The sequence below is a fragment of the Clostridium sp. BNL1100 genome (assembly GCF_000244875.1).
Taxonomy (GTDB): domain Bacteria; phylum Bacillota; class Clostridia; order Acetivibrionales; family DSM-1351; genus Ruminiclostridium.
Genome location: NC_016791.1, coordinates 3,247,400 through 3,263,550, shown reverse-complemented (window position 1 = coordinate 3,263,550; position 16,151 = coordinate 3,247,400). Strand labels below are relative to the sequence as shown.

The 16,151-nt window shown below is 37.6% G+C and carries 9 protein-coding genes and 1 pseudogene; 6 read left to right on the top strand and 4 right to left on the bottom strand.

Annotation, left to right across the window (positions count from 1 at the left end; translation table 11 throughout):
• The first annotated feature begins 526 nt into the window (after positions 1-526).
• The 3 genes from CLO1100_RS13715 to CLO1100_RS13705 all read left to right on the top strand — a co-directional run bounded on the left by CLO1100_RS13715 (position 527) and on the right by CLO1100_RS13705 (position 9,023).
• Positions 527-3,148: a dockerin type I domain-containing protein gene (locus CLO1100_RS13715; RefSeq protein ID WP_014314353.1), complete on the top strand. Its 2,622-nt coding sequence runs from the start codon at positions 527-529 to the stop codon at positions 3,146-3,148.
• Between the two features lie 555 nt (positions 3,149-3,703).
• Positions 3,704-7,699 (top strand): S-layer homology domain-containing protein, encoded by a 3,996-nt coding sequence (locus CLO1100_RS13710; RefSeq protein ID WP_014314352.1) that lies wholly within the window; start codon positions 3,704-3,706, stop codon positions 7,697-7,699.
• 358 nt (positions 7,700-8,057) lie between these two features.
• A complete protein-coding gene (locus CLO1100_RS13705) occupies positions 8,058-9,023 on the top strand; it encodes a helix-turn-helix transcriptional regulator (RefSeq protein ID WP_014314351.1) in 966 nt (321 codons plus the stop codon).
• A gap of 188 nt (positions 9,024-9,211) precedes the next feature.
• Here CLO1100_RS13705 and CLO1100_RS13700 read toward each other — a convergent pair whose 3' ends face one another.
• The 4 genes from CLO1100_RS13700 to CLO1100_RS21100 all read right to left on the bottom strand — a co-directional run bounded on the left by CLO1100_RS13700 (position 9,212) and on the right by CLO1100_RS21100 (position 11,542).
• Positions 9,212-9,607, bottom strand: a complete 396-nt coding sequence (locus CLO1100_RS13700) for a hypothetical protein (protein ID WP_014314350.1) — start codon at positions 9,605-9,607, stop codon at positions 9,212-9,214.
• Positions 9,608-9,808: 201 nt separating this feature from the next.
• Positions 9,809-10,432: a peptide chain release factor H gene (prfH, locus tag CLO1100_RS13695; protein WP_014314349.1), complete on the bottom strand. Its 624-nt coding sequence runs from the start codon at positions 10,430-10,432 to the stop codon at positions 9,809-9,811.
• Positions 10,433-10,440: 8 nt separating this feature from the next.
• The gene (locus CLO1100_RS13690; protein ID WP_242836573.1) at positions 10,441-11,322 is read right to left on the bottom strand and encodes an RNA ligase RtcB family protein; all 882 of its coding nucleotides are present in this window, start codon (positions 11,320-11,322) and stop codon (positions 10,441-10,443) included.
• Positions 11,315-11,542: a hypothetical protein gene (locus CLO1100_RS21100; protein WP_242836571.1), complete on the bottom strand. Its 228-nt coding sequence runs from the start codon at positions 11,540-11,542 to the stop codon at positions 11,315-11,317. Before CLO1100_RS21100 ends, CLO1100_RS13690 begins: the two co-directional genes overlap by 8 nt.
• A gap of 561 nt (positions 11,543-12,103) precedes the next feature.
• Here CLO1100_RS21100 and CLO1100_RS13685 point away from each other — a divergent pair.
• From CLO1100_RS13685 to dhaK, 3 genes and pseudogenes are all read left to right on the top strand, one after another.
• The gene (locus CLO1100_RS13685) at positions 12,104-13,105 is read left to right on the top strand and encodes a PocR ligand-binding domain-containing protein (protein ID WP_014314348.1); all 1,002 of its coding nucleotides are present in this window, start codon (positions 12,104-12,106) and stop codon (positions 13,103-13,105) included.
• Positions 13,106-13,283: 178 nt separating this feature from the next.
• Positions 13,284-14,366, top strand: coding sequence for a glycerol dehydrogenase (locus CLO1100_RS13680; RefSeq protein ID WP_014314347.1), 1,083 nt, complete (start codon positions 13,284-13,286; stop codon positions 14,364-14,366).
• A 17-nt stretch (positions 14,367-14,383) separates the two neighbouring features.
• A pseudogene (gene dhaK, locus CLO1100_RS20300) lies at positions 14,384-16,030 on the top strand (dihydroxyacetone kinase subunit DhaK).
• Positions 16,031-16,151 lie beyond the last annotated feature (121 nt).

Genomic DNA, 16,151 nt, shown 5'->3' with positions numbered 1-16,151 from the left:
AAGCACTAACCAAACAAAAGTAAGGTGGCTTTTCACCTATAAAAAAGTATAGCCTTTACTGTAGAATTATTCTACTTTTATAACAAGAATCAGACAATTGAGGCATTTTTCAAGACCTACAAGAATGTGTACCATATCAGAAACCTTGCCTTCCTATAGCTTTATTCAATTACTCACATCTGCTATCCTGATTTAAAATTATCGCAAATTTCATTGTTCCTAACACCATAGCTGGAATTAACTGTTATATTATGGAGTTCTAAAGGTCTGATACAGCCTTTTACTGTAAATATTTATTTTAATATAATAAATAATACATATTTAGGTACATATTTACACGAAACTACAGATAACCCTTGGAGCTAAGCCTAATATGTTGCTAGTAAACAACTTACAAGTGTTGCATAAGTCATTTGTACAGAACACAGTAGCTAAATATATTACATTCAAAAGAAAGGGGGCTAAGTTTTTTTGCATTTATTAGTTTTATGATTCAAAAGAATAAAAAATTTAGGAGGTAAATATTATGAAGATTAGAAATATCAAAAGAATTATGATTTTATATTTACTTATTGTTTTTACGTGTACTTCTCTATTAGTACAACCTGTATCTGCAAATGGACCCGTAAGTGCTTCGTATAATTGGAATAATGTTAAAATCGGCGGTGGAGGAGGATATGTTTGCGGAATTGTTTACAACCCAACTGAGAAAGGCCTTGTTTATGCTCGTACTGACATGGGTGGAGCATATATAAGGAACAAGCAAACATTAGAATGGGAGCCAATTACCGACTGGGTATCGCCGGATGAATGGAACCTTTTAGGGTGTGAAAGTATAGCTACCGACCCGGTTGATACAAATAGAGTTTATATAGCAGCCGGTACATATACAAACAGCTGGACATCAATGAACGGATATATTCTTCGTTCTGAAGACTACGGTAAAACGTGGGAAAGAACGGAGCTGCCTTTCAAATTCGGAGGAAACATGCCGGGGCGTTCAGTTGGTGAACGTTTGATGGTTGATCCCAACAGCAATAACATATTATATTTTGCGGCAAGAAGCGGTAAAGGTCTCTGGAAAAGTACAGACTACGGTAAAACATGGGCAAAGGTCAGCAGCTTCACAAATGTAGGAAACTATGTTGAAGATCCCAATTTTGAGTATTCATCGGATAATCTGGGATTGTGTTTTGTAACTTTTGATTCATATAAGGGTACTAAAGGTACACCGACAAAGGACATTTATGTCGGTGTTGCTGATAAAAAGAATCCGCTGTATGTTAGTCATGATGCAGGAGTAACATGGAACCCAGTTGAAGGTCAACCGACAGAAAGTACTTTTACACAGCATAATAGTAAAGCCTTGAAAATCGGTATCCCTCAGCATGCAGTTGTAAGCAGCAAAGGAATTTTATATGTTACATATTGTGATAGGGGAGGCCCTTATCAGTGTGATGATGGTGCAGTTTATAAATACGATACAAATACAAGTGTTTGGACAGATATAACACCTCCTTCCGGGAAAAACTGGGATGGTTCACCAAAGTATGAAAACTACTACGGATTTTCAGGTTTAAGTGTTGATGCACAAAATCCTGATACACTTATAATATCGTCACTTCAATCATGGTGGCCTGATAACTTTATTTTCCGGTCAAAGGATGCTGGTAAAACTTGGGATGCTATTTGGGAAAACGGTGATTCATATCCGTCAAGAAACCTTAAATATACAATGGATATTTCGAAAGCTCCCTGGCTTACATTTGGAAATAAGATAAACGCAGCAAGCGGAGGATTGGTAACAGGCGATGAAATAATGAATAATCCTGCACCAAAGCTTGGCTGGATGATGAGCGCTCTTGCAATCAATCCTTTTGATTCCAATGAAATGATGTATGGTACAGGTGCTACTATTTATGGTTCAAAAAATCTGACAGATTGGGATAGCGGTAAGTTAGTAAATATCGAAGTTATGGGAACGGGAGTTGAAGAAACTGCTGTTTTAAGTCTGATATGTCCGCCAATTAGCGGCGTAGAACTGATAAGCGGGGTTGGAGATATCTGTGGGTTCGTACATAAAGACTTAAAAGTAGGTCCGGACATGATGATGACAACTCCTAGATTTACGAGCACTACAGGTTTGGATTATGCAGAGCTCAATCCGAAAACCATAGTAAGAGTGGGTAATACTGATAAAGAACAATATGAAATGATCAAAAAAAGCGTTGCCATTTCTAAAGATGGAGGAGCTACATGGGCTGAAGTTCAGCCAAATATAAGTTATACATTCCCTGCAAATACTGCAGATGACATTGTACAGGGTGGTACTGTTGCAGTGTCTGCCGACGGTTCAACATTTGTCTGGTCAACAGGCACAAGTCAGGGAGTTGTATGCTATGTAAATGGCGGCTGGAAAGCAGTCAGCACACTTCCGGCAGGTGCAAATGTTTGTTCGGACAGAGTTAACCCGAAAGTATTCTATGCATATGCAAATAATACTTTCTATTCAAGTAACGATGGAGGTCAAACATTCACAGCTGTAAAAACAGGTCTTGAGTCTTCTGCTTCCAAAATCAAAGCAGTTCCTAATAAAGAAGGGCATGTTTGGATTCCTGGTTCAACGACAGGTCTTTCCTACACAACTGACGGAGGTAAAACAATTAATAAAGTTAACGACATTACCAGATCTGATGTAGTTGGATTCGGTAAAGCCAAGGCTGGTGAAGACTACCTGGCAATCTATATGTGCGGCGAAAAAGACGGTCTTTATGCAGTCTATCGTTCTGATGATATGGCTAAAAGCTGGGTCAGAGTAAATGACGACCAGCACCAGTATGGTTCTATAAACTACTCAATTACAGGAGATTTAAGAGTTTATGGCCGTGTATTTGTTGCAACCAATGGAAGAGGTATTGTATATGGCGAGCCTAACTCCGATACACCAACTCCTACTATTGGAGACATTAATGAAGACGGTCGAGTTGATGCTCTCGATTTTGCAGCATTAAAAAGGTATCTTCTCGGTTCAACGACACTTACTGATAATCAATTGATTGCTGCTGATGTTAATCGTGATGGTTCAGTAAATGCTATTGACTTGGCAGTATTTAAAAGTTATTTATTAGGAATAATCACCTCATTTTAATGATATCGATTTAGTTTTTTAGTTAAGAGCCACCAGCTTAGTGAAGTTGTAATATAAAAGTAGACAAGGATTACCACCTTGCCTACTTTTATTTTATAATTAATTATAGGAGTGTGAATTATGGGGATTCCTAAAGGTACTAAGAAGAAATTGAACTTATGACGAAAAATTACGAATAAAGGAATTCATTATTTCAAGCGATGCGAATTCGAAATTATAGATACTCTTAAAAAAAAACACAGTGTTACATATCTCTGTAAATTAATGAACGTAAACGGTTTTATAAGAAAAGATACAGGTTGGATTATATCTGATAACTTAGTTCATAAATGTTGCAAATTTTTAAATATTAAATCCAAAGCAAGACATTATAAAAAGTCCTATCTTTACAATAGTTATTCCAGATAAGTTGTGTTCACTCACTTCTATCTTATACAACTAATATTATCAAAAATGCAATATTTTAAAAAATAATGTCATATTTTGGTTGACATTTAATAAAATAAATGTCAAAATATAAAGTATTTAACAATTTACCTTAAGGAGTGAAGTGCTATGAAGAAAGCAATTTCTATCATCGTTGCTGTCGTCATGCTAATGAGTTCGTTTGGAACATCATTTGCAGCAGCAGATACAACGATGGAAACAGTTCAACAAACGTTTAAAGACCTAAATGGCCACTGGGCATCAGATGCCATTTACAAATGGTCAGCACAGGGTGTAATTAACGGATATGACGGACTTTTCAGACCCAATGATTCTATAACCAGGGGGGAAATGGCATGTATCCTTGACAACATTATGGGCTACCAGTCGGTTTCAAAGAACACTTTTTCAGATTTAATAGCAGGGCAGTTCTATACCAATGCAGTTTTAAAGGCAAATGCCGCAGGAATTATTAATGGTAATGGAGCTACACTGCTTCGCCCGACAGATAAAATTACAAGGGAAGAAGCCGTAGTAATGATGGCAAAAGCATTTGCAGTAAATGAAGGCACTACTTCCAATACGCAATTTTCTGATGAAAAAGAAGTATCATCCTGGGCAAGGACTTCTGTATTTGGGATGGAAGCCAAAGGCTACGTAAATGGGAATAAGGGGAAGTTTAATCCGAAAGCAAATATTACCAGAGCAGAAATTGTAGCAATCATAAACAACATTGTAAAAGGTTATTATACAAAAGCTGGTACTTATGACGACAATGTGACTGGAACAGTAGTTATAAAGGTACCTGACGTTATACTTAAGGGAGTTAATATTACAGAGAATCTGATTATTGCAGAAGGCGTCGGCGAAGGAGATGTCACTCTTAACAGTGTAACCGTTAAGGGGAATACTGTTGTTAGAGGCGGTGGCGAAAATTCCATACATATTACCGGAACTTCAAATATCTCAAATATCAAAATTGAAAAGGTTAATGATAAACTGAGAATAGCAATCTCAGATGGCAACACTGTAAAAGAAATTGAAATTGCACAGGGTGAAGAAATCATAGTCACAGGTTCTGTTGGAACATTGGAAATAGGAACTCCAGATGTAATTGTTAAAGTAATTGCAGCAAATATTTCAGATACGAAGGTTACAAGCGCCAACACTACCATTTTGGTAGATAAGGAATCAAAGATAAAATCTGTTTCTGTAAATAATTCAGCAGAAAATACCTCAATAAAGGCTGAAAAAGGTGCGGTTGTTAACACAATATTTTCAGAAGCAGAAACTGCTGTTAGTGGTGAAGGAACTGTAGAGCAAGTCCTTCTCAAGGAGGGTGCAAATAATTCCAGTGTTACAACACCGAACACGCATATAACAGCAGCAGCCGGCGTAACCGGGGCAACCGCGGGAGGAGTACCTGTCACAGGTGGAACGTCAGTTGTAAATAATAATACCGGAAGCGGTATAACAAGTGGAACACCAACGCCTAATCCCGGCAATGGCGGAAACAGTGGCGGTGATAATTCAACACCACCACCAGTAACGACAGTCAGTGCTATTAGTGTTTCACCAACGACAATGACCTTGACAGCAGGTGGAGCAACGGGAACAATAACAGCAACAATTAGTCCATCAAATGCAACAAACAAAAATGTAACCTGGTCATCCAGCGATACCAATGTAGCAACCGTAAATAATGGTATAGTAACTCCATTGACAGAAGGAACAATTACAATCTCAGCTGTCTCAGCTGCAGATCCGACTAAAACGGCAACGACTACCGTAATTGTTAATCCGGCTGATACAACACCACCGACACTGTCGAATGGAACAGTTGAAAATCTCGGGTCATCAACTGGAGCTACTGCAACATTAAAATTTAATGCTACTCATGAAGCAGGAACAGTTAAATACTACTATTTAGTACAAGATGCAACTACGACTGCTCCTGACATAGCTGCGATTAAAGCAGCAAATATATGGGGTACAGCTTCAGGGAATCCTACATATTATCAAATTAATTTATCAGTGCTGACAGCAGATCAAAAATACACAGTGTATATAGTAATGGAAGATGCTTCAGGTAATACCTCTGATATCCTCACAATTACCGGCATAAATCCATATTCAAATACTGCTTTAACAAAATTAGGTACTCCAAGTGTAACACTATCCTCAAATACTTCAGCAACAGGCGGGCTGGCTTACACAATTACTGCAGCGAATGGTGCAGAGGACAGCAATATAAAGGAATATTCCCTGGAAATTGCTTCATCCTCAACACCGACGGATACAATCCTTACGTTAACAGTTCCGAAAAACAATCTTTCAGGGACAATATCGTTGGACAATGGAATTGTTGCCGAAAACTCATATGTTGCTCGAGTGAAAGCTATTGTCACAGACAGTAATACTCAGTATCAGAATTCCGATTTCAGTGAATACACCGATGTGGCAGTTGCTCAGGCAGTAACCCCGACAGAGCCGGGCATGCAAGTAGGTTATGTATCTAACTTTAATAAGGATTCAGCAGTCAAGAATATACAATTTGCATTTTCTGGCTCTAATGGTGCATCGGCAAGTAGCTTGACTATCGATACAACAAAAATAAGTGTTATGATAGGTTCCGAAAAACATCAATTATCAAATTACATCAAGGCTGAAACAGGTTTGCCCGGAACATATAAATTATACGGAGATAAACCTAGTTATGTAAAAATATATTTAACTGATGCGGACTATAATGCAATAACAGGTGATGCTAATTTTACTTCACCAACCGGAACCAATAAATTAACCGCAGATTTGGGATGGGCAAGTATAAACGGTACAGTTAGCGGAAAGGCTTCTGAGGCTTCAGTAATATTTTCAAGGGATTTGACAATTGTAAACAATTCAGATGAATATATTGCTAAATATAAGATATCGCAATATGATAACTATACAGTATCCGGAAATAAGATTAAAGATATAAGTTTTCCTACTAGTAAAATTACTTTCTATAGTGAGATGGTAACTAATTTGTATCCAGAACCCACAAAAGGATATAAAATTGAAAAGACTATTACTCCTGCTGATTCAAGCATTAGCTTTAGTGAAAACGATAAGTGGGAAAGGATTCCAACAGAACAGGAAACGCCAACAGTCTTTGCTCTAACAGATAAATATTATAAAGTAACCTCAGCGGATACTGACCGGGTTGAGATAGACGATGGAACAGGTACAAAGGCCCACTATAAGGTAGCCCAAGGTGTGGCCGGCAGAATAAACAGCATGTTGACTATTAAGAATGGTGAAACTGTTGATTACACAAATTCTTTAAGGTTTAAATTCAAAGATAATGGAGTCTTAGAGTCTATAGAAGTAATTGGTGACGTAACCATTGGAATTGATTTGGTCGGTCACTTTGCACTGAGTGGTATTCCTGTTTATGTAGATTCTGATTCTGCAAAACTTACCATCAACAGTGAATGTACAATTGGTGATATCATTGTAAATAAAGCTTCAAAAGATTTTTATGCTATTAACATATCGGGCGGTAAGGTAGGAAACATCACCTTAGCTGATGGAGTTGAACTCAGCATACAGGGTTCAGAGGGAGTGACAAAGGTTGGGAATATCAGTGGTGTAGATAATTATACCGTTGCCATTGATGTGGATTCACGTAATAAGAGAAAAGTATTTGTGGGTGACGTTAAGCTGGGGAGCGGCGGAATGCTGGATTTGTACCAGAATGATGCCGATGATTTATCAGAAGAGTACTTCACCATCGGAAATGTAACTGCGCTAACCGGTGCCTCTATAAGCATCCCAAATTCTACAAATGTATACTGCAACCCATACGGTTGGTTTACAAAGTTTAAGGATTTGGTTAATACTGTTACTTTTAAAATTAGTAATCAGATATATACCCCGCCAACGGAACAAGTTACATTTAGCGTAGGTGATTCTAGTCTGGACTATCACTACGGTGTTATCAACTACTATGATACTAAAACTTGGACATGGAGATTTTTCTTCACCGATGCCCAAATTTCAGAAGCCGACCTGGCAGATAGTAGTAAAGTATTCACGTTTTCTGCCACTAATGCTGAACATATAAGTAGTTTAGTTGAGTAGAACCAAGAATAATAAGAATAAATCATTGTCAACAATGAAGCAATAACTAAAATGACCGTAGGAGGGTTGAAATTAGACTCTCCTGCGGTTTTATAAAACACCTCAAACAACCCTATGTAGAAGGTAAGCACAAATCTATCCTCATAACAATCTATGGCTCAGGACTGCATCTGGTATAGTTAAGAATGCAACCGTCCATACCCTACTTCATTCCGTCGCAACCCATTTACGTGAGGATGGATCAACTCTGTAGAATATAAAAGAGAAAAATGAAATAACAGCAAGTAAAATCAAGCAGTAATCTCTCTATTTCTTTATAATAAAAATGTAGGGTGGTTGAAACGAGGTGAACGGACGAATGTACGAGTGGCAGAAGCAAATTCAAATAATCGTTGATGAAATTGACAAATGTATTAAAAATTATAATGATGAAGCCTTGACACTGCGCTTTCTGTCTCGCAGGCTGGGTTATTCCGAATTTTATACAACGAGAAAATTCAAAGAAATATCGGGTATTCAATTTAGGGATTATCTACGGCATAGAAAATTAGCCTTTGCACTAAAAGAGGTTCGGGATAGTGAAAAAAGCCTTTTGGATATTGCTTTTGATTATGGTTTTTCATCACATGAAGCTTTTACCAGAGCTTTTAAGGGAACATATTGTGTAACTCCAAATGAATACCGAAAAAAGCCTAAGCCTGTCGTTCTTCGTACAAAAATAAACCCCTTCGATCGCTACTTTTTAGGATTAGGAGAGATTGGGATGATGAAATCTACAGATGATGTGAAAATTTATTTTGTAACCATTCCCGCACACAAATTTTTGCACATTAAAAACTATGAGAGTAATGGATATTGGGATTTTTGGAAAAAGCAAAGTCTTATTCCGGGACAGAACTGCGACACAATTTGCGGCTTACTCGATAGTATCAAGGGTAAACTGGATGACGATGGTGGGAGCGAATCTAACAGCGGCAGCGGTCAGATTATGGCGTACATTAATGACCCGGAGGGCAGACTCTGCGATTGGGGTATACCACGTACAGAGTGTTATGGTGTACGACTTCCTTTTGATTATAAAGGCGAAGTACCACCACAAATGCTTATGATTGATGTCCCCGAAGCCGAGTATATTGTTTTTGAACATGGGCCATTCGATTATGAACAGGAAAATTGCAGTGTGGAGGAAAAGATTGAAAAGGCAATGGCAACTTTTGATTTTGCAGGCACTGGTTACTGTTTTGATACTTCCCCCGGTAGAATAATTTACTTTTATCATAATCCGGAACGGTTTTTTAAGTATATCAGACCAGTGCGGAAGTAAATAAAATCGACTTCCTGTCCAATATTGTTTCTAATGAGAAAACCAAACAGGAAATAACAAATTCGGATTTGATGAAATGTGTGTACATTAGTTTTATTAATTCAGACGAGAGACAGCTAATTTAGCAGTCTGTCTCTTGCAATCTGAAGTAGGAAAATGCGATATCAGAAGAAGTAGAATTAAGTACCTCAAATCTCTCTTAAAGCATCTTCCTTTGTAGCAACAAAAGTTACTTTAGTGTTAAATTCAGGAATATTCTTTGATAATCTAACTGCCTGTGATTGTGTAATTGATGAAGCACAGTTAAGCATAAATCGTTTTTTGAATTTAAAATCATCGGAAGCATATAGAGCTAGTGCATTTCCAAGTGCTTCTGCTACTTGGGGGGTGGATGGCTTAACACCTTGTGCGTCAACAATCAAAATAAAATCTCCATACTTACTGCATTCCAGTGCAGCCTTTGTAAATTCTTCACAAAACGCTAATCCTTGCTCCATTGAAAAAAAACCTTCAGCAAAAGCAGTGAATACTTTACGTTCTTTATCTATTTCCATTGTAAAAACTCCTGTCCCATTTATTGCCATGATGAATACCTCCGTATGTATTATAATTTGACAAAATTTTATTAATATTTTACATTAGAAACAAAATATAAACAACAACTATTACTGTAATTTGACAAATTATTCACAAAATATTAAAGATGTGTACCGACAATTGCCAGGATAACAATTGGTACACATCTTTATTTAAGTAAATAAATAGTCATTCAAGATTAAGCTTTATTAATTTGTTTTTATTCTAAACTCCTTTCCTTCATAAATCCGTATTGGATTACCTCTTTCCAATGTATTATGTTGTTCCCACATGTTTTTCTTTTGGACAGAGAAATTTAAATTATTTCTTTCTTGGATAAGGTTTGACAGTCTGCAAAGTGCTAGTTTTTTGTTCATATACTGGGACCTTTCTTCACTTGCTGTTACTGTTAAGCCTGTCGGAAGGTGAATTGCCCTAACAGCAGTTTCAACCTTATTTACATTTTGGCCTCCGGGACCTGAACTCCTCATTGATTCAAAACGTACATCCCTCTCACAAAAGCATAGTTTATCTGGTGTTTGAAACACTTCCACATTGATAAACCAGTTCTTTCTCTTGTGATTGGGGCGGTATGGACTTTTGCAAATCCATAAAACCGTACCGCTTTTGATATTATCCATAATTTGATTATCAGAATTATCAAGTGAAAGAAGTACGGATTTAAAGTTGCCGGCTATCTGGCCGGGTATTACATCAATACTGTTGGTTTTAATCTGTTTTTTGTTACATTCATTTTCAAATGATTTTAGGAAAAGGCTTACTGCAAGTTCACATTCGTCAGGGCCTTTTCCCGAACTTATTTGTATCCACATAAATCCTCCTATGCTTTATATGTCAAAATTGGTTTAAACGTTGCGATTACTTCTATCAATCCAAATTCCAGAAGGCTTTGGATTACTGAATCAATGTTCTTATATGCTTCAGGAGCTTCCTCAAAAAGAAGGTTATTGTTATTGCAAATGACTCTTCCCTTATACTTTGTGCACCTGATGGTTTCCCTTGTGTATTTGCTTTCCAGTTTAGCTTTGCACACGCTTCTTTCCCATTTCCGTCCTGCACCGTGTGCTAGGGAGTATCCGGAATTTGTAGTATGAGCTGTCGGCATAACAAGGTAGGTTAGGGAACCTCTTGAACCGGGTATAACAACAGCACCTGAATCGCAGGCGGAAGCTCCTTTTCTGTGAATATGTAGTGGGTTTCCGTCATGTTCTTTTATACTTATACCATTATGACAGGTATCCGATAACTTGATTACCTGTGTGCTTATCCCAAGAAGCTTAAGAAGTCGATACGCAATTAACTCTCTATTAACTGCTGCCCAATGAATTGCATCGTTATGCTTTTTCATATACTCTTTTGCCCCCTGCGAAGTGACAGGAAGTCCATTCTGAGCTTGATACAGCTTTAGGCTTTCCTCGAGAATAGCTTGCCCATAGCCTCGTGAGCCACTGTGAACAAGAAGCACGATCTTGTTCTTATCATATCCCATTTGTTCGAAGACATCTTTGTTCGATATGTTTTCAATCTCCTGAAGCTCCGCAAAATGATTTCCTCCCCCGATAGTTCCCAGACTTGTACCTAAAGGAGAGATATTAATATCCTCAAATTCGTCCGGTAGCTGGATTTCTTTCAGGCTTTCAAGACTTTCAGCTATTTTTACAAGCCGGTCAAGTTTTAACTTTCTTTTTTCTAGCTCAGTCATAAACAAAGCCATTCCACAGCCGATATCGTTTCCAACCAGATGAGGGTATACAATTCCTTCGGGTGACTATAGCTGCACCAACAGGGGTTTTACCGGGATGCAAATCAGGCAGCCCCACCGCATCTACTACCCCCGGTAGAGAAGCGATGCTGTAAAGTTGGCTTATGGCAGTGTGTTCAAGCCAATTCTTATCAGATGAAATGATGGTTACATTACTCATATATAATTTAATAACTCCTTACATTCAATATTGTTTTAATCCCTAAAAGGGCATAAAAATACCGTGATTCATGTAACCACGGTTATTTTTGCAATAAAAAAACACGATACCCCTCGTGTAATTTGTAAAGCATATTATTTACTAATCAGGTGACGGCTACAAAAAAGTGTATGTGAAAATACACTATAGATTAGACCACAAAAGCCTGTTCAAAAAAAATATATATAAGTTGCTTTCAGGTCCCATATTCAATTATAAACAACGTACCTCATTGATATTTTTTACTGTCATTTTTCAACACTCCTTTAACCTGATTTTATAAATGTAGTTGCTTTACATTAACATATTAAGGCAGGATGAAGCCACTTGTCAATAATTGTAATGAAATTGAAATGGGATATCATTTAAATCCCTATATCAAATTGTCTTAATCCATCCTCACCATAAAATACACTTGCAAAAGTACAAATATTTATAGTAGAGTTAATCTATAGACTTATAAATATTATGTAAATAAAAGGAAGCATACGGTAAAAAATCTGTACTAATGGAGGTCTTTCTGTGAAAAAGAACTTGTTGGATCTGGATTATATAATAAATGCCGATAATTATAGGAATATTCAGGATTCAATTGCTGACGCCACAGATATGGCTATTATTACGGTGGATTACAAAGGTAAACCAATAACCCATCACAGCAAATGTACAAATTTATGTAAATTTGTACGTTCTCACCCTAAACTGTCCCACATATGTGAAAAGTGTGATTCCAGAGGGGGACTGGAGGCGACACGGTTAAATCAGCCCTATATTTATTTATGTCATATGGGGATAGTGGATTTTGCCATACCTATAGCTGTTGACGGTCAGTACCTTGGTGCGGTTATGGGGGGACAGGTCCGTGTTGAAGATACCTTGGAAATGGAATCTCTCGAGAGAATTACCAGTCAAAAAACAGATATTCTTGAATACATTAATAAATATGAACTTGAAGAATTGTACCAAAGTCTGCCGGTAATGAAGCTTCAAAAGATACGTGCTAACGCTTCCATGATATATAACATCTGTAATTATATCGTAGGAGAGGCAGTACTGAAAATAAATCTTAGCGATGGGGCAATTTCAAAGGAAACAGGCTATAACAACTATCAGAATAAAAAAACATCGGTAAATACTGAAAAGTTGAATATAAATACAACTGAAAAAAATAAACCTACACAGGGTGGATTGCTGAATAGCCGGGAAAATATTATTCTTAAACCGGCTCTTGATTATATTGAAAAATACTATACCCGAAATATTAGCCTAAATAATATGGCCAGCTTGTGCAATATCAGTACAAGTTATTTCAGTAAGCTGTTCAGAAGGATAATAGGTGATAATTTCTCAAATTACATTAACAGAATAAGAATAAAAAAAGCTAGAGAACTCCTTGAGACCACTGATATTCCCATAACTAATATAGCGTTGGATTTGGGCTTCGAAGACAGCGGATATTTTATTAAAGTATTTAAAAAATTCGAAGGAGTTACTCCCTCTAAATTCAGAAATGATGCCCTATAATAAAAAATGCATAAAAAAGTAGTGCTGAATTTTACTATCATTGCGCAATTTTACTATTGATTTTTCCTAAAACTGTGCTTTTATGTTCAAGTTCCTGACCATTCCTTAATTTATAATGAAAATGTAATTAGTAATTAATTTCATTTCTATATTAAATTTAAAGGAGTGGTTTATTTTTATGAAAAAAGTAATGATATCACCATCTAAATATATACAGGGTGAGGATGAACTGTATAATTTAGGAACATACGCTAAGGAATTTTCCAACAGGGCATTACTGGTAGCCTCAAAGGTAGACCAATCAAGAGTACAGAATTATATCGATAAAGCATTGGAAACCGATTCCTTTGATATAGTGTATGGGGAGTTTGGAGAAGAGTGTACAAAAAAAGAAATAGCAAGATTGCAAAAACTCGCTGAGGATAAAGATTGTGGGGTATTTATCGGTTTAGGAGGAGGAAAGGCACTTGATACCGCTAAAGCAGCTTCATTCCTTTCCAAGAAACCAGTAATTATTGTTCCTACCATTGCATCAACAGATGCTCCAACAAGTAAGCTTGCAATAATATATAATGAAAAAAGTGAATTCGAAGAATATTTCCATTTGCAGAAGAATCCTGACCTTGTTCTTGTTGATACAGGAATTATCTCAAGGGCTCCTGTAAGATTCCTTATAGCGGGTATGGGCGACGCACTTTCCACATATTTTGAGGCAAGATCCTGTATAAGATCCGGCGCAAATAACATGCCCGGAGGTAAAAGTACCAAGGCAGCATATGCTTTAGCAACACTTTGCTTTGAAACACTGATGGAGGAATCCTTGAAGGCAAAGGCAGCTTGTGAAATGAAAGTTGTTACACCTGCACTTGAAAATATAGTTGAAGCAAATATACTTCTGAGTGGTCTGGGCTTTGAAAGCAGCGGACTTGCAGCAGCTCATGCGGTTCATAACGGACTTACAGTACTTGAGGAAACTCATCATTATATGCACGGTGAAAAAGTGTCTTTTGGAACAGTTGTTCATCTGGTACTGGAGAATGCCCCTCAAGAAGAAATAGACAATGTGATTGGCTATTGTAAATCTGTAGGTCTTCCAACCTGTCTTAAGGACCTTGGAATTGTTCAGGTTACAGAGGAAAAAATTATGGCTGTAGCAAAAGCTGCCACTGCTGAAGGTGAAACAATACACAACATGCCTTTCCCGGTTACGGCAAAGGATGTATACGCTGCAATAATCACTGCCGACAAACTAGGCCAATAGAATAGGAGTAAATGCATATGAAAAAAATAATCAATAAGGTTGAAGATATTGTCATTGAGATGTGTGAGGGGATTGTAAAGGCGTATCCGGAACAACTTTCTTTCAGCAAAAAATATAAAATTATTAAAAGAAAACAGCTGAATAAAGGCAAAGTTACTCTTATCAGTGGCGGTGGAAGCGGACATGAACCTGCTCATGCAGGTTTTGTAGGAAAAGGAATGCTGGATGTAGCAGTTTGTGGAGATGTATTTGCATCACCATCAACTATCCAGGTTTACAATGCTATTGTGGAAACACAGTCCGATAAGGGTACACTTCTGATAATAAAGAACTACTCAGGAGATTGCATGAATTTTGACGCAGCGGCTGAGATGGCAGAAGACGACGATATAGTTGTTGAAAAAGTTTATGTAAACGATGATGTTGCAGTCAAGGACAGCTTGTACACTGTTGGTAGGAGAGGAGTTGCCGGCACAATTTTTGTTCATAAGCTTGCCGGTGCCGCTGCTGAGCAGGGTATGGAACTAAAGCAGGTTAAGGAAGTAGCACAAAAGGTTATAAATAACGTCCGTTCAATCGGTTTTGCGTTGACTTCCTGTACTGTTCCGGCAAAGGGAACACCTACCTTTAGTCTGAACGATGATGAGATTGAGTTCGGTGTCGGAATCCATGGTGAACCCGGAATTGCCCGTGAAAAGATTGCTACTGCGGGAGAATTGGCAGATAGAATGGTAGATTTGATAACAAAGGATCTCCCAATAGTATCTGGCGATGAAGTTGCTCTTCTGGTTAATGGGCTGGGAGGAACACCATTGCAGGAGTTATATTTACTCAACAATTCAGTTGCAAGTGCTCTTGAAAATAAAAACATAAAGATATACAAAACCTTCGTGGGCAACTATATGACCGCAATAGATATGGCGGGTGCTTCCATATCTCTGCTTAAACTGGATGATGAGCTTAAGGGTTATTTGGATGCTTCAGCCGATACTCCGGCACTAAAAATCTAAAACGAGAGGAAGTACAAGAATATGTTGACTACTAAAAAAATAACAGAGCTTGTTATGAATATGGCAGATATTATCATAGCAAACGAGGTTTATTTTTGTGAACTGGATTCTGTTGCGGGTGACGGAGATTTCGGAATGTCAGTTGCAAAAGGATTTAAGCAGTTGAAGCAGGATTGGAATGAAGTTCCGCAGGATAATATAGGAGCTTTCCTTAAGGGTTGCGGAATGATAATTACCGAGTACTGCGGTGGAGCGTCAGGACCAATATGGGGGTCTGCCTTCAGAAGCGCTGCAAAGTATGCCGGTGACAAGACTGAACTTGATCTGCCCGGATTGGCAGCTCTTATGCAAAGTGCAGTAGATGGTATTCAAAAGAGAGGCGGAGCAAAGTTAGGAGATAAAACTCTGCTGGATGCGTTGATTCCTGCTGCGGAAGCCTTAAAAGCCAGTGCCGAAAAAGGGGAAGAAATGCTGTCTGCAATGAAGGCTGCTGCTGAGGCTGCTGTTGCAGGTGGAGAGAAAACGAAAACAATGGTGGCTACAAAAGGCAGAGCCAGCTATGTAGGCGAAAGAAGTGTAAACTATCCTGATGCCGGAGCTGTTGCTATCGGAGTAATTTTTACTGAGTTGACAAAGAACTTAAACCTGGCTTAAATAATTTAATTAAAAAGAATAAAATTCAATCTAGAAAGTATCAAGACCGTATAAAAATCTTAGATTTTATACGGTCTTATTATTTTACCCAATTAAATCTAATTAATTAAATCCTTTAAAA

Coding starts and splice junctions, on each gene's coding strand:
- CLO1100_RS13715 (WP_014314353.1), top strand. CDS start 527: ATGAAGATTAGAAATATCAAAAGAATTATGATTTTATATTTACTTATT.
- CLO1100_RS13710 (WP_014314352.1), top strand. CDS start 3,704: ATGAAGAAAGCAATTTCTATCATCGTTGCTGTCGTCATGCTAATGAGT.
- CLO1100_RS13705 (WP_014314351.1), top strand. CDS start 8,058: ATGTACGAGTGGCAGAAGCAAATTCAAATAATCGTTGATGAAATTGAC.
- CLO1100_RS13700 (WP_014314350.1), bottom strand. CDS start 9,607: ATGGCAATAAATGGGACAGGAGTTTTTACAATGGAAATAGATAAAGAA.
- prfH (WP_014314349.1), bottom strand. CDS start 10,432: ATGTGGATACAAATAAGTTCGGGAAAAGGCCCTGACGAATGTGAACTT.
- CLO1100_RS13690 (WP_242836573.1), bottom strand. CDS start 11,322: ATGACTGAGCTAGAAAAAAGAAAGTTAAAACTTGACCGGCTTGTAAAA.
- CLO1100_RS21100 (WP_242836571.1), bottom strand. CDS start 11,542: ATGAGTAATGTAACCATCATTTCATCTGATAAGAATTGGCTTGAACAC.
- CLO1100_RS13680 (WP_014314347.1), top strand. CDS start 13,284: ATGAAAAAAGTAATGATATCACCATCTAAATATATACAGGGTGAGGAT.